The organism is Kitasatospora sp. NPDC003701, from assembly GCF_053587085.1.
The window spans coordinates 12,882-27,079 of record NZ_JBSFNM010000007.1 but is presented as its reverse complement, the minus strand read 5'-3'; the positions used below and the strand labels follow the sequence as shown (position 1 = coordinate 27,079).

At 74.4% G+C, this 14,198-nt stretch carries 14 protein-coding genes; 8 read left to right on the top strand and 6 right to left on the bottom strand.

All coding sequences use genetic code 11. From position 1 onward, the window contains the following. Nucleotides 1-56 precede the first annotated feature (56 nt). Nucleotides 57-1,064 carry an SPFH domain-containing protein gene (locus tag ACWDRR_RS08940; protein WP_449771492.1) on the top strand — a complete coding sequence of 336 codons (1,008 nt, stop codon included), beginning with the start codon at nt 57-59 and terminating at the stop codon, nt 1,062-1,064. Continuing rightward, complete coding sequence (locus tag ACWDRR_RS08935) at nt 1,061-2,059, top strand: hypothetical protein (protein WP_449771491.1); 999 nt, start codon at nt 1,061-1,063, stop codon at nt 2,057-2,059. The genes ACWDRR_RS08940 and ACWDRR_RS08935 overlap by 4 nt, the downstream gene beginning before the upstream one ends. 30 nt (nt 2,060-2,089) lie before the next feature. On the opposite strand, the gene map is transcribed toward ACWDRR_RS08935, so the two are convergent. Then, nucleotides 2,090-2,857: a type I methionyl aminopeptidase gene (gene map, locus ACWDRR_RS08930; protein ID WP_449771490.1), complete on the bottom strand. Its 768-nt coding sequence runs from the start codon at nt 2,855-2,857 to the stop codon at nt 2,090-2,092. Between the two features lie 78 nt (nt 2,858-2,935). On the opposite strand from map, the gene ACWDRR_RS08925 reads away from it, so the two are divergent. The 3 genes from ACWDRR_RS08925 (at nt 2,936) to ACWDRR_RS08915 (ending at nt 4,536) form a co-directional block, all read left to right on the top strand. Further along, nucleotides 2,936-3,205 (top strand): helix-turn-helix domain-containing protein, encoded by a 270-nt coding sequence (locus ACWDRR_RS08925; RefSeq protein WP_387893923.1) that lies wholly within the window; start codon nt 2,936-2,938, stop codon nt 3,203-3,205. Nucleotides 3,206-3,400: 195 nt separating this feature from the next. Then, nucleotides 3,401-4,312 carry a hypothetical protein gene (locus ACWDRR_RS08920; RefSeq protein ID WP_449771489.1) on the top strand — a complete coding sequence of 304 codons (912 nt, stop codon included), beginning with the start codon at nt 3,401-3,403 and terminating at the stop codon, nt 4,310-4,312. Continuing rightward, nucleotides 4,309-4,536 (top strand): hypothetical protein, encoded by a 228-nt coding sequence (locus ACWDRR_RS08915; protein ID WP_449771488.1) that lies wholly within the window; start codon nt 4,309-4,311, stop codon nt 4,534-4,536. Before ACWDRR_RS08920 ends, ACWDRR_RS08915 begins: the two co-directional genes overlap by 4 nt. A 165-nt stretch (nt 4,537-4,701) precedes the next feature. Here the strand turns inward: ACWDRR_RS08915 and ACWDRR_RS08910 are convergent, their stop codons facing one another. From ACWDRR_RS08910 to ACWDRR_RS08900, 3 genes are all read right to left on the bottom strand, one after another. Beyond that, nucleotides 4,702-5,463, bottom strand: a complete 762-nt coding sequence (locus ACWDRR_RS08910; protein ID WP_449771487.1) for an SDR family NAD(P)-dependent oxidoreductase — start codon at nt 5,461-5,463, stop codon at nt 4,702-4,704. Continuing rightward, nucleotides 5,460-6,812: an MFS transporter gene (locus ACWDRR_RS08905; RefSeq protein ID WP_449771486.1), complete on the bottom strand. Its 1,353-nt coding sequence runs from the start codon at nt 6,810-6,812 to the stop codon at nt 5,460-5,462. Before ACWDRR_RS08905 ends, ACWDRR_RS08910 begins: the two co-directional genes overlap by 4 nt. 308 nt (nt 6,813-7,120) lie before the next feature. Next, on the bottom strand, nt 7,121-7,711 hold the full coding sequence (locus ACWDRR_RS08900) for a TetR/AcrR family transcriptional regulator (protein ID WP_449771485.1): 591 nt from the start codon (nt 7,709-7,711) through the stop codon (nt 7,121-7,123). 245 nt (nt 7,712-7,956) lie between these two features. Here ACWDRR_RS08900 and ACWDRR_RS08895 point away from each other — a divergent pair, with 245 nt between their 5' ends. Next, nucleotides 7,957-8,436 (top strand): DoxX family protein, encoded by a 480-nt coding sequence (locus ACWDRR_RS08895; RefSeq protein ID WP_449771484.1) that lies wholly within the window; start codon nt 7,957-7,959, stop codon nt 8,434-8,436. A gap of 67 nt (nt 8,437-8,503) precedes the next feature. Here the strand turns inward: ACWDRR_RS08895 and ACWDRR_RS08890 are convergent, their stop codons facing one another. Both ACWDRR_RS08890 and ACWDRR_RS08885 read right to left on the bottom strand, forming a co-directional pair. Beyond that, nucleotides 8,504-8,800: an MTH1187 family thiamine-binding protein gene (locus ACWDRR_RS08890; protein WP_449771483.1), complete on the bottom strand. Its 297-nt coding sequence runs from the start codon at nt 8,798-8,800 to the stop codon at nt 8,504-8,506. Nucleotides 8,801-8,969: 169 nt separating this feature from the next. Continuing rightward, complete coding sequence (locus tag ACWDRR_RS08885) at nt 8,970-10,637, bottom strand: SulP family inorganic anion transporter (RefSeq protein ID WP_449771482.1); 1,668 nt, start codon at nt 10,635-10,637, stop codon at nt 8,970-8,972. A 1,032-nt stretch (nt 10,638-11,669) separates the two neighbouring features. Between ACWDRR_RS08885 and gcl the strand changes: the two genes are divergently transcribed. After that, nucleotides 11,670-13,448: a glyoxylate carboligase gene (gcl, locus tag ACWDRR_RS08880; protein WP_449771678.1), complete on the top strand. Its 1,779-nt coding sequence runs from the start codon at nt 11,670-11,672 to the stop codon at nt 13,446-13,448. Between the two features lie 205 nt (nt 13,449-13,653). Beyond that, entirely contained in the window at nt 13,654-14,160 is a 507-nt protein-coding gene (locus ACWDRR_RS08875) for a pyridoxamine 5'-phosphate oxidase (protein WP_449771481.1), read from the top strand. The last annotated feature ends 38 nt before the right edge of the window (nt 14,161-14,198 follow it).

Sequence of the window (14,198 nt, the reverse complement as noted above, 5' to 3'; positions counted from 1 at the left end):
GAGATCAAGGCCGGAGGAATATCGTCGCAGTGACGAAAAGGGGAGAGGAACCACCCATGGCCGACATCACCAAGCGCTTCGGACTGCGCCACCTGCGCGCCGTCCCGACCGCCCACATCCGCCACCTGAACCGGGGCGAGGTCGTCCACGACGGCACCGGCCTGGCCTTCTGGTTCCGGCCGCTCACCGCCGCCCTCTCCGAGGTCCCGGTCGACGACCGCGAGCTGGCCATGCTGTTCCACGCCCGCACCTCGGACTTCCAGGACGTCACCGTCCAGGCCACCCTGACCTACCGGATCACCGAACCCGCCGTCGCCGCCGCCCGGGTCGACTTCGGCATCGACCCCGACAGCGGCGCCTGGCGCGCCGCCCCGCTCGACCAGCTCGCCACCCTGCTCACCGAGACCGCCCAGCAGCACGCCCTCGGCCTGCTCGCCCGCACCCCGCTCGCCGCCGCCCTGGCCGACGGCGTCAGCGCCGTCCGCGAGCGGATGGCCGCCGGGCTCGCCGACGAACCGCGCATCACCGAGACCGGGCTCGCCGTGCTCGCCGTCCGGGTGGTCGCACTGCGCCCCGAGCCCGAGGTGGAGCGCGCGCTGCGCACCCCCGCCCGCGAACTCGTCCAGCAGGAGGCCGACCGGGCCACCTTCGAGCGGCGCGCCGTGGCCGTCGAGCACGAACGCGGCATCGCCGAGAACGAACTCGCCAACCGGATCGAACTGGCGCGCCGCGAGAAGCAGTTGCTCACCCAGCAGGGCGCCAACCGGCGCCTCCAGGCCGAGGACGAGGCCGTCGCCGACAAGGTCCGCGCCGAGGCCGAGGCCGACCGCCGCACCAGGCTCGCCACCGCCGAGGCGGACGCCGCCCGCGCCCTGGGCGAGGCCCGGGCCGGCGCCGAGGCCGCCTGGCTCACCGCCCACCAGCAGGCCGACCCGGCCGTACTGCGGGCGCTCGCCCTGATGCGGCTGGCCGAGCACCTGCCCCGGATCGAGAACGTCACCGTCACCCCGGACCTGCTCACCGGGCTGCTCAGCAGGCTCTCCACCACCGCGGGTGAGCCGTGACCCTCGCGCCCCGGGCCGTCCTGGTGCACCGCCGCACCGAGTACGAGGAACTCCTGGCCCACCACGGCACCCCCGGCCAGGCCGCGTTCTTCCTGTCCGCCCGCGGCCGGTCGATGGCCGAGGTCGAGGAGCGCCACCGCCGGCAGGCCGACGCGCTCGCCCGGGCGGCCGCCGCCGTACCGCTGGAGTGGCGGCGCACCCGGGTCGAGCGGGCGGACCTGCCGCGCTTCCTGTTCGAACCCGAGGACGTGGTGGTCGTGGTCGGCCAGGACGGGCTGGTCGCCAACGTCGCCAAGTACCTGGACGGCCAGCCGGTGATCGGCGTGGACGCCGACCCCGGCCGCAACCCCGGCGTGCTGGTCCGCCACCGCGCCGACGCGCTGGCCGCCCTGCTGCCGGCCGCCGTCGCGCGCAGCGGCGCCCGGCACCTGGAGGAGCGCACCATGGTCGAGGCGGTCGCGGACGACACCCAGCGGCTGCTGGCCCTCAACGAGGTGTACGTCGGGCAGCCCGGGCACCAGACCGCGCGGTACCGGCTGGCGGTGGCCGGCGCCGCGCCGGACGGCGCCCCGGCGGGGAGCGCGGCCGGCGGACACGCATCCGGCCGGAGTGCGGCCGGCCGGAGTGGCGCCTCCGACCGGTCGCAGGCCGGCCCGGCCGAGCCGCAGGCGTCCTCCGGTGTGCTGGTCGGCACGGGCACCGGCGCCACCGGCTGGTGCCGCTCCGCGTGGCTGGAGCGCGGCGGCCCGTTGGCCCTGCCCGAGGCAGCCGCGCCCGCGCTCGCCTGGTTCGTCCGCGAGGCCTGGCCGTCCCCCGCGACCGGTACCAGCCAGGTGCACGGGGTGCTCGACGCCGGCCGACAGCTGGTGCTGACCGTCGAGTCGGACCGGCTGGTCGCCTTCGGCGACGGCATCGAGACGGACGCGCTGGAGCTGACCTGGGGGCAGAGCATCCGGCTCGGCGTGGCCGCGACCCGGCTGCGGCTGCTCGGCTGAGCGGTGCCGGCCGCGACGCCGCGCCGACCGCTACAGCAGGGTGAGGATGCGCGGCCCGTCCTCGGTGATCGCCACGGTGTGCTCGAAGTGCGCGGCACGGCTGCCGTCGGTGGTCCGCAGGGTCCAGCCGTCCTCGTCGGTGAGGTAGTCGTCCCGGCCGCCGGCCGTCAGCATCGGTTCGATGGCGAGCACCAGCCCCGGCTTGAGCGGGTAACCCCGGCCCGGGCGGCCCTCGTTGGGCACGTGCGGGTCCTCGTGCATCCGGCGCCCGATGCCGTGCCCGCCGAACCCCTCCGGAAGCCCCCAACCGGCTCCGCGGGCGACGGCGGCGATCGCGTGCGCGATGTCACCGGTCCGGTTGCCGACCACCGCCGCGGCGATCCCGGCCTCCAGCGCCCGCCGGGTGGCGTCGATCAGCGCGTCGTCCTCCGCACGGGGCGACCCGACGGTGAAGCTGACGGCGGCGTCGCCCGCCCAGCCGTCCAGCACGGCTCCGCAGTCGATGCTCACCAGGTCGCCGTCCCGCAGCCGGTAGCCGTCCGGAATGCCGTGCACCACCGCGTCGTTGACGGAGGCACAGATCACCGCCGGGAACGGCACCGGCGCGAACGACGGCCGGTACCCGAGGAACGGCGACACGGCTCCCGCCGCACGCAGCACCCCGCGCGCCACCTCGTCCAGCTCCAGCAGGCTCACCCCCACACCGGCCGTCCGCCGCACCGCGGCCAGCGCCTCGGCCACCACCCGCCCGGCCTCCCGCATCGCCGCCAACGCCGCATCCGACTTGAGCTCCACCATGGCTGAATCCCCTCGATCCCCGAACCAATTCTTATACCGGTATATCTATCACGGTCGGCGCGGGACTAGGATCGGCACATGGTGAGGACTCCGCTGACCCCCTGGGAGCGCGAGCGCGGCGAGCGCTTCGGCGCGCTGCTCCGCGCGGCCCGCGGCACGCGCAGCATGGTCGAGATCGCGGCGGTGGCGGGCATCTCCTCGGAGACCCTCCGCAAGATCGAGACCGGCCGCGCCCCCACCCCGGCCTTCTTCACGGTCGCCGCACTCGCCTACGCCCTCGACCTCTCGCTCGACACCCTCGCCGCCGCCTGCGCCCTCCCGGAGGACGGCGAGGCGCTCTCGGCGTAGGCGGACGGAGGCGCTCGACGACGGTGTACCGTAGGGGCGTTGATGCGGCTGCACGTCCCACAACCCGGCCTCCGGCAGCCCGGGGTGGGCAGAGGGCTCCCGAGAGTCTCCCGCGGTGCTGTCCGCGTGTCCGTCGCAGGGCGTTCCGACCTGCCTCTCCAACCGTTGCCGGACGGTTCGACGAGAGGAAGTCGCGTGTCCTCGTCCGACAACCACACCCGTCTGGCCAAGCGGATTCGTCGCCAGACCTCATTGCCCTGGGCCACGTCGTTGCGGCTGGCGCGGACTTGCAGGGTCTTCATCAAGGAACCGGTTCCGGACGCGGCGGGCGCGAGCCAGCGGAGCCTCGAAGCCATGGTGACGCACACACTGGCGAACGCCTTCCAGGACCGGCAGTTGAACGGCGCGCTGCTGGGCGTGGCGCGGGCCGACTGCGCCAGGGGCGAGCTGCTGCTCCGGCTCGAACCCGACATGGCCACCGAGATCCTTGGCGAACTGCTGCCGCGCTGGGACGACCACTACCACGGTCTGCGCGGCGTTCCGGGGCTTCGTCCAGCCCTGAGGGGCCGACAGGTCGTCCTGTCGAGTCTGCTGAGCACCGCGGCAATCACCCTGTCCACCGCCGACGGCTCCGCTCTTCGCTTCCCGCACGACCTCGACGGGGAGACACCGCTGTGGCGGCTGTATCCACTCACCTTCCAGGACACGGAGCTGAAGCGGGCCCGTTTCTGGGACACCTCGCCCTCTCCCACCGATCGATCGACTCGTGACCTGCTGTTGAGCCGCGTCCTGCGCCGACCGGCGCTGGTGAACCGGGTGGCGGCCCCACACGGAATCGCCAACTGCTACACCCATGGAACAGCCGACCTGGTCATCTCCTGGTGCTGCGGCGACAGCCTCGAAGCGCTCCTCGCGGCGTTGCTCGCCCACGAGGTGGTCGACGGCCTGCCCCGGGAAGACGCCGCGGAATACTTCCCTTCCTCCGAAACGGCCCTGCTGGGCGGGCGGACCCTGGTCCTGCGCCGCAGCCGCTCCTGCACCGTCCCGCCCCACCGGATCAGTTCACGGGAGCTCGCCTCGCAGACCCGCGAGGACTACGTCCGATGACCGCCGGCCTGGCACTGGCCGGGATCGCCCTGTCCGGGCTGACCGTCTCCGGCATCCGTCTCTGGCGCGACGTCCTGGTCCTGCGCAGCCTGGAGCGGCTGACGGCCGACTGCACCGCGCGCCAGCGCACGGAGATCGGCAGGGTGCTCGCCGAGTCGATCGGCTCGGCGGCTCCCCCGCGGCTCGACAGGGCGATCGGTACCACCGAGCAGGCCGGCAGGTGACCCCAGCCGGGCGACCGGGCTTCCCTTGCCCCACCGGACCATCATGGACTTCCCACCGCGCGGTCCGGCCCCCGAGGGCCCCGGCCGGCCACCTCACGGCACACGAGGCCCGGTGACGCAACCGTCCGCAGCGCCGGGGACGGCGCTGCGGACGTCACCGGGCCCTCAGGCCGTGATGCCGCCGTCGAGGACGAGGTCGGCGCCGACGGTGTAGGCGGACTCGGGGGAGGCGAGGTGGAGGACGGCGGCGGCGATCTCCTCGACGGCGCCGGCCCGGCCGACGGGGACGTCGGCCTTCATCCGGTCGGCCTTGTCGGCGGCCGCCTCGCCGGGGCGGCTGGACATCGGGGTCTCCACCGGCCCGGGGCTGACGGAGTTGATCCGCACGCCGTCGCCGATGTGATCGCGGGCCGCGCTGCGGGTGAGGGCGCTGACGGCCGCCTTGCTGACGGCGTAGGCACCGAGGCCCGCGAGACGCATGTGGACGCCCAGGTTGGACGCGATGTTGACGATGGCGCCGCCGCCCTGCGTCCGCATGTGGGCGATCTCGTGCTTCATGGCGAGCCAGGTGCCGGTCAGGTTGGTGTCGACGACCCGCTGCCAATCCTCCTCCGTGAGGTCCGCGATCGGCGCCACCGCACCCAGGATGCCGGCGTTGTTGACGGCGACGTCCAGGGCGCCGAGCCGGGCGACCGTCTCCCGGACCAGCCGGGCGGCGTCGGCGCTGTCGGCGACGTCGCCCACGAGGGCGACGGCCTTGCCGCCCTCCTCCTCGATCAGCCGAACCGTCTCGGCCAGCGAGCTCTCGGTGCGGCCGGCCACCGCGACGCGGGCCCCCTCACGGGCGAACGCGAGGGCTGTGGCGCGGCCGATTCCGGTGCCGCCGCCGGTGACCAGGACGGACTTGTCGGCGAAACGCGTGGTCATGCGGAGTACTCCTCGGTAGGGGTGAACGGGGTTCGTGCGGTTCGGGGGCGGGCCAGGAAGGCGACCGCCACGGCGGTCAGCGCGAGGCCCGCGGCAGCGGCCGCGAAGGCGGCGGCGTAGCCGCCGACGGCGGTCGGGCGGGTGGCGGCGAGCGCCATCAGGGCGGCGACGCCGGCGGTGGGGCCGAGCTCCATCGCGGTGTTCAGGACGCCTGCCGCGAGACCGGTCCGCTCGGGCCGGACGCCGCCGGTGGCGAGGACCGCCGAGCCGGCGAAGGCCGGGGCGGCCCCGGCGGGCAGCAGGAGCAGGCCGGGCAGCAGGCCGGTGGCGTAGGGGGTGTCGGGGCCGACGCCGGCCAGCAGCGCCAGGCCCGCGGCGGCCACGACCAGCCCACCGGTGGTCACGGCGGCCGGGCCGTACCGGGCGATCAGCGGTCCGGCCGGCCGACCGGCGACCAGCAGCACCACCGCGTACGGCACGAAGGCCGCCGAGGTGGCCAACACGCCCCAGCCGCGCAGCTGTTGGAGGTAGAGCGGGAGCACCAGGAAGGTCAGCGCGGTGGCCGCGGCGGTCGCCATGACGGCGGCCAGGGCGCTGACGCGGCGGCGGTCGGCGAGGAAGCCGGGCGGCAGCAGGGGGTCGGCGGTGCGCCGTTCGGCGGCCGCGAAGGCGAGCAGCAGGGCGGTGCCGAGGACGAGTGGCAGGAGCACCACCGGTTCGCTCCAGCCGTGCTCCCCGGACCCGACCAGACCGTAACCGACCGCGCAGACACCGGCGGTGGCGAGGACGGCGCCGCGCAGGTCGAGCGCGGCGGGCGCGGCGGCGGTCGGCCCGGCGGGGGGCAGCCGGCGACCGGAGAGGGCGAGCCCGGCGAGCGCCACCAGGACCGGCACGGCGAACAGCCAGCGCCAGGACACCCAGGCGGTGACCACCCCGGAGAGCAGGCTGCCGACGGTGCCGCCGAGTACGGAGAGGCCGCCCCAGGTGGCCATCGCCCGCCCGTAGTCGGCGGATCGGGGGAAGAGCGCCCGCACCACCGCGACCGCCGCCGGGGCGGCGAGGGCGGCACCGACGCCCTGGGCGAAGCGCGTCACGAGCAGGATCGGGAAGGTGGGGGCGAGGGCGCCGGCGACCGAGGTGACGGCCAGCACGACGAGGCCCGCGCGCAGCATCCGACGGCCGCCGTGGCGGTCGGCGAGCCTCCCGCCGAGCAGCAGCAGGGAGCTGAAGGAGAGCCCGTAGGCGGCGCTGAGCAGCAGGATGCCGGACGGGCCGAGGCCGAACTCCCGGGCCACCAGGGGCAGGGGGACGGAGAGGATCATGATGGTGAAGATCAGCGTCGCCTGCACGGCGCCGAGCAGGGCGAACCCCGGCCGCGGTGGCCAGGCCGGCGGAGCCGTCCGCGACGACGACGCCCCTGTGGATGCCCGGGCAGGCACTCGTAACGGCGTCCGTTCGGACACCCGCGAAGACGTCCGTGTGGACGTCGGAACCCCCCGTGCCATCGAATCCCCCTCGCTATATTGACCGTTCGATCCAGAATTTGGACAGCAAAGCGCGGCAACCACGCAGTCAACCGAGCAGCAGCCGTCGGTCCAGCACCCCCGGGCCCGGCAGCCCTTGGCCCGGCACCCCCGGGCCCGGCGCCCGGCGGCCCTCAGTCCAGCAGGGCGAGCGCCTGCTCGGAGGCGTCGCGCAACCGGACCGCGCCGTCACCGGCCTTGCCGATCACGCGCATGCCCTGCATCAGCACCAGCAGCATCCGCGCCAGCGCCCGGGGGTCGCGCCCCTCGGGCAGCTCCCCCTGCGCCTCGGCCCGGACCAGCGCGGCCGTCAGCACCGTCTCCAGGTGACCGAGGCTGGCCGCCACCCGCCGGGCCGCGTCCGGGTCGTGCGGAGCGAGTTCGACGGCGGTGTTGGTGACGAAGCAGCCCCGCCTGGGGCCGTTCGCACCGTCCTCGCCGGCCTCCCTCGCGAAGCGCCGGACCAGGCCGCGGACGGCCGGCAGCACCGGGCCGGGCTGCGACAGCTCGGCCAGCAGCACCGGATTGTGCTGCTCGCCGTAGCGCTCCAGCGCCCGCAGGTAGAGCTCGTGCTTGCTGCCGAAGGTGGCATAGATGCTGGCACGGGCGATCCCGAGCTCCTCGACCAGCTCGGCCATCGAGGTGGCCTCGTAGCCGCGCCGCCAGAACAGCTCCAGGGCCGCCTGGAGCGCCGTGTCGGGATCGAATTCCTTGGTCCGTGCCATGCCTGAACCCTAGTCATATCCAGACCGATCGGTCAAGAAAGATCCGGGGACCCGACGCACCGAGCACCGCATACCGGGCACGCCCGCGCGAAAGCCCGGGCGGCAACGGGCCGTTGAGATACGAACAACGGACGGTGAACAAATTCGAACACAGTCGATTTGACAGAGTGTTGTCAGCCGATTGCAGATAAGGGTACCCTTACCGCCGCCCGTCCCCCCGTCCCTCCCCGCAAGGAGACGTCCCCATGCCGGCTAGCACTCCCCAACAGGCGGTCGACGCCGCCCGTCCCCTCGTCCTGACGGTCTTTCGCGTCGTCGTCGGCCTGCTCTTCGCCTGCCACGGCGCCGCCTCGCTCTTCGGCGTCCTCGGCGGCGCCAAGGGCGGCGGGTCCGTCCCGGTCGGCCAGTGGCCCGGCTGGTGGGCCGCGCTGATCCAGCTCGTCGGCGGTGTGCTGGTGCTGGCCGGCCTCGGCACCCGCACCGCCGCGCTGCTCTGCTCCGGCTCGATGGCCTACGCGTACTTCACCGTCCACCAGGAGCACGCCCTGCTGCCGCTGCAGAACGGCGGCGAGGCCTCGGTGCTGTTCTGCTGGGCGTTCCTCGCGATCGCGGCGCTCGGCTCCGGCCCGTTCGCGGTGGATCGGCTGCTCCCCCGGTGGAACGGCGGCCGGACCTACAGCGCCGAGCCCGCCGGGCAGAACTCCCAGCCCACCCCGGCCCGCTGACCGACGCACCGACCGAAGCCCTGCCCGCCGGCCCGTACGGGTCGGCGGGCAGGGCCGTCGGGCTCGCTCAGCCCTCGGCCAGGTGGCGCTCCACCGAGGCGACCTTGGCGGTGAGCCCGTCCGTGACCCCGGCCCGGTCGTCGATCTTGATGACGGTGCTGACCCGCCCGCTGTAGGCCTTCACCGCCTCGATCGCCTCCCGGATCACCGGCATCACCTCGTCCCACTCCCCCTCGATGCTGGTGAACATCGCGTCCGTGCGGTTCGGCAGCCCGCTCGCGCGGACCACCCGGACGGCGGCCGCGACCGCCTCCCCCACTTCCTCGCCGGCCCCCAGCGGGGTGACCGAAAACGCTGCGATCACGGCTCTGCCGCTCCTCTCGCCTCTCGCCCGGTGCTGTCGCGGCGCCGGGTCCGTCGAGCACCCCGCGCCGCGACCAGGCTAGCCGTCCGACCCGGACGAGCCCGGGACGGACGGGCCGTCACTCCTGACGCACCGCCGCCCCGGACGGCCCTGCGCGCCCGACGCCCCCTCAGACCACCGTCGGCAGCGGCGGTTCGACCGCCAGCGGCGCGGAGCTGCGGGCGCGGTGCTGGTCGGCCCAGGTGTTGAGGGCCACCGTGCAGGCGTGGTCCAGATGGCGCAGCCCCGACCAGTCCAGCTCGACCGGGCGGTCCGCCGGCAACCGCTCCAGGGCGTCCAGCAGCCGGGGCAGCCGCAGGAAGGTCGCGTTGCCGCTCAGCCGGACCCGCAGCGGCGCCCCGCCGACCACCGGGCCGGGCTCCGGGCCGATCACCGGGCCGGGCTCCGAGCCGATCACCGGGCCCGACGTCGTACCGCCCGGGTCGGACAGCTCCTCCACCGCGATCTGCAGGTGCGAGGTCTGCCAGGCCGACTTGACCACCGCCAGGCCGATCCCGATCAGCACGCCCTCGAACAGATCGGTGGTGATGATCGCCACCGCCGTCACCGCGAGCACCGCCGCCTCGCCCCGGTGCTCGCGGCAGAGCCCGACGATCCGCCGGACCGGGACGAGCTTGGCACCCGCGTGCACCAGCACGGCGGCCAGCGCCGTGAGCGGGACCAGGCCGAGCACGCCGGGCAGCAGCGCGGTGAACAGCAGCAGCCAGAGCCCGTGCAGGACGCGCGAGGCCTTCGTCCGGGCGCCGGCCTGGACGTTGGCCGCGCTGCGGACGATCACCGCCGTCATCGGGAGCGCCCCGAGCAGCCCGCAGAGCGTGTTGCCGATGCCCTGGGCGGTCAGCTCACGGTCGTAGTCGGTCCGCGGACCGTGGTGCATCCGGTCCACGGCGGCGGCGCTGAACAGCGTCTCGGCGGAGGCGATCAGGGTGAAGGCGAGGATCGTGCCGACGCCCGCCGTGCCGGCCAGCGCACCGAGTGCGTCGTGCTCGGGCAGCCGGACCACGTCGAGCAGGCCGGAGACCCGGATCCGGGCGACCGGCAGGTCGGCGGCGGCGGTCACCGCGGCCGCGAGACCGACGGCGGCCAGCGGTGCGGGCACCGCCCGGGCCACCCGGGCCGGCAGGTGCTTCCAGAAGACGAGCACCAGCAGGGTGGCGACGCCGAGGGCGACCGCGCTCGGGGCGGCCGCGCCGGTGACGGCGTCGCGCAGCAGTGCGGGCAGGCCGGCGATCTTCTCGGGCCCGGTCCCGGGCGCCTTGCGGTCGGCGAGTGCGTAGAGCTGGCCGAAGAGCAGGGTCAGGCCGATCCCGGCCAGCATGCCGTGCACGACGGAGGCGGACATCGCGCGGAACCAGCGGCCCAGGCGCAGGGCGCCCATGGCCAGCTGGAGCAGGCCGGTGGCGAGCACCAGGACGCCCAGCGCGCCGGCGCCGTACTCCTGGACGGCCTCGTAGACCAGGACGGTCAGCCCGGCGGCCGGCCCGCTGACCTGGAGACTGCTGCCGGGCAGTGCGCCGACCACCAGGCCGCCGACGATCCCGGTGACCAGCCCGAGCTCGGCGGGGACGCCGGAGGCGACGGCCACGCCGACGCAGAGCGGCAGGGCGACCAGGAAGACCACCAGCGAGGCGGGCAGGTCGAAGCGCCAGGGCACGGCGCGCAGCGCGCCGACCGGACCGCGGTGGCGCAGCACGCGGCGCGGGCGGGCCCGGCCCGGCGGGGCGGTCTTGCGGGGGCGGCCCGGCGGGCTCTTGCGCCGGCCGGGCAGGGCGCTCATCGGGCCACCGCCGGGGCGAGGGCGGGGCGGACGGGGGGACAGCAGGCGGGTCGGCGCATGGGTGCGTTCCTTCCGCGCACCCGCCGACGGGGCGGACGCGCTGCTGGGGTTGTCCGTGCCCGGTCCGGTCGGCCGGACCGGACCGGACCGGGCTCGGGCGGCCGGGCGGCCGGGTAGCGGCGGGCTGGCGGGCGACGAGCGGGCTGGCAGGCGACGGGCAGCCGCGCCGGCGGACCGCCCGGCACGGCGGTGGGTGACTCGCCGCGCCGGCGGACCGGGCGGCGCCTCGGTGGGGCACCCGACGGCGTCCGCGGCTCGCACGGCGCGGACGGCGTCGGTACGGCGGCCGCCCGGGCGGGCCGGGTGGCGGCGGCGGGTGTCGGAGCGGGGCGGGTGCGGTCGGGGGGCTGTTCCTCGATCGACTGCGTGCGGACCGGTCGGACCGGTCCTGGAAGGGACCCAACGGCCGGAGCTCCCCCGCTCCCGGTCGATCCCAAATCCCCCTGCCGCGGCCCGAGTTGAACATGGCAACCATGCCGGGTCCGGCGTGCCACCGACGGTACCCAGCGCCCCGGACGCGGCCAACCTCGCACACCGTCCCTTCACCCGAGCCGCACACCGGGCCCGCTTTCCGGGCCGGATCCGGACTCCGGCCGGGTACGCGCATTCGGCCGGCGCACTGGTATGCGAACGAGGCCGGTACGGAGGGCGACCGCTTTGCAGGAAGGGACGACCGCGGAGCCCGCCCGACGCCGCCGGCCTGGAGGAACGGGCGATGGATCGGCCGCACCCGCCGTGACAGCCTGGCCCGACAGCCGGCCGACACCCTCCCCGCGCCCGCCACCTGCGGTTTCCCGCCACTCCCCGTCGCAGGCCCCACTTCCACATTCTGTTGAAACCCCCCTTGACGCCCCGACGGGCCCCGCCTTACTTTGTTTCCGCATACAGAAACCGTTCTTCCGTATGGTGGAATTCTGGAGATGAGCCCTCCGACCCACTGCGGGCCGACGCAGGAGAAACCCGATGCCTCGTATGACAGCCGCCCGCGCGGCAGTGGAGATCCTCAAGCTCGAAGGCGTTGAGGTCGCGTTCGGCGTGCCGGGCGCAGCGATCAACCCCTTCTACCGGGCCCTCAAGGAGGGCGGCGGCATCCGGCACACGCTGGCCCGGCACGTCGAGGGCGCCTCCCACATGGCGGAGGGCTACACGCGCGCCAAGGCCGGCAACATCGGTGTCTGCATCGGCACCTCCGGCCCGGCCGGCACCGACATGATCACCGGCCTCTACTCGGCGATCGCCGACTCGATCCCGATCCTGTGCATCACCGGCCAGGCCCCGGTCTCCAAGCTGCACAAGGAGGACTTCCAGGCCGTCGACATCTCCTCGATCGCCAAGCCGGTCACCAAGAAGGCCACCACCGTGCTGGAGGCCGCGCAGGTCCCGGGCGTCTTCCAGGAGGCCTTCCACCTGATGCGCTCCGGCCGCCCGGGCCCGGTCCTCATCGACCTGCCGATCGACGTCCAGCTGACCGAGATCGAGTTCGACCCCGAGACCTACCAGCCGCTGCCGGTCTACAAGCCGCAGGCCAGCCGCGCCCAGGCCGAGAAGGCGCTCCGGTTCCTGCTGGAGTCCGAGCGTCCGCTGATCGTCGCCGGCGGCGGCATCATCAACGCCGACGCCTCCGACCTGCTGGTCGAGTTCGCCGAGCTGACCGGCGTCCCGGTCATCTCCACCCTGATGGGCTGGGGCACCATCCCCGACGACCACGCACTGAGCGCCGGCATGGTGGGCGTCCAGACCTCGCACCGCTACGGGAACGCGACCTTCCTGGAGTCGGACTTCGTCCTCGGCATCGGCAACCGCTGGGCCAACCGCCACACCGGTTACAACCTGGAGGCGTACACCAAGGGCCGCACGTTCGTCCACGTCGACATCGAGCCCACCCAGATCGGCAAGATCTTCGCCCCGGACTACGGCATCGCCTCCGACGCCAAGGCCGCGCTGGAGCTCTTCGTCCAAGTCGCCAAGGAGCTCAAGGCCGAGGGCCGGCTGCCCGACTTCACCACCTGGGCCGCGTCCGCCCAGGAGCGCAAGGCCACCCTGCAGCGCCGCACCCACTTCGACAACATCCCGATGAAGCCGCAGCGCGTCTACGAGGAGATGAACAAGGCCTTCGGCCCGGAGACCCGCTACGTCACCACCATCGGCCTCTCCCAGATCGCCGGCGCGCAGATGCTGCACGTCTACAAGCCGCGCCACTGGATCAACTGCGGCCAGGCCGGCCCGCTCGGCTGGACCATCCCGGCCGCGATCGGTGCCGCCGTCGCCGACCCGCAGACCCCGATCGTCGCGCTCTCGGGCGACTACGACTTCCAGTTCATGATCGAGGAGCTGGCGGTCGCCGCCCAGCACAAGGTCCCCTACATCCACGTCCTCGTGAACAACGCCTACCTCGGCCTGATCCGCCAGGCGCAGATCGGGCTGGACATCAACTTCCAGGTCAACCTGGAGTTCGAGAACATCAACACCCCGGAGCTCGGCGTCTACGGCGTCGACCACGTCAAGGTCGCCGAGGGCCTGGGCGTCAAGGCCATCCGGGTCACCGACCCGAACGAGCTGGGCGCCGCCTTCGAGCTGGCCAAGAAGCTCGCCACCGAGCACAGCGTCCCGGTCGTGGTCGAGGCCATCCTGGAGCGCATCACCAACATCTCGATGAGCCGGACCGTCGACATGAGCGACGTGACCGAGTTCGAGGAGCTCGCCACGCTGCCCGAGCACGCCCCCACGGCCATCAAGCCGCTGGCGCTCTGAGCCCCGGCGGCCCGTCGCCCCGCACCGGGCGCCGGACCGCTGTCCGCCGCGAGCCCGGAGGCAGTCGCCTCCGGGCTCGCGGCGGACGCGCGACCGCGTCCGTCCAGGGCGACCGCGTTCGGCGGCACAACCGTGCGGGTACGCACAGTGCACCGCCGGCGCGCGACCACAGCCCGCGCGCCTCCGTGCCCCGGGAGGCCACCGCATGCCCCTCACCATGACCGTCGCCGAGCGCGAGACCTTTCTGGCCGGCCCGCACGTCGGCGTCCTGGCCGTCTGCGGCGACGGCGCCCAGTCCGCCGGGGGCCTGCTGGCCGTCCCGATCTGGTACTCCTACCGGCCCGGCGGCGTCCTCACCGTCCTCACCGGCCGCGACTCGGCCAAGGCCCGCTTGATCCGCGCCGCCGGCCGGTTCGCGCTCTGCGCCCAGCAGGAGGAACCGCCCTGCCGGTACGTGAGCGTGGAGGGCCCGGTGGTGGCGATCGAGGACGAGATCGACCCCGCCGAGCGCGCCGCGCTGGCCCACCACTACCTGCCGCCCGACGCCGCCCGGGCCTACCTCGCCGCCACCACCGAGCAGCTGACCGCCGACATCGCCGTCCGGATGCGCCCCGAGCGCTGGCACAGCGCCGACTTCGCCGCCGTCGCCGCCCGCCTCGGCGCCCGGTCCACCCGAACGGGGACGGAACACCCGGAGCCCGGCCGTGGTTGACCCCGGCGGGGCGACTACCGTTCCGTGACGAGTCCTGT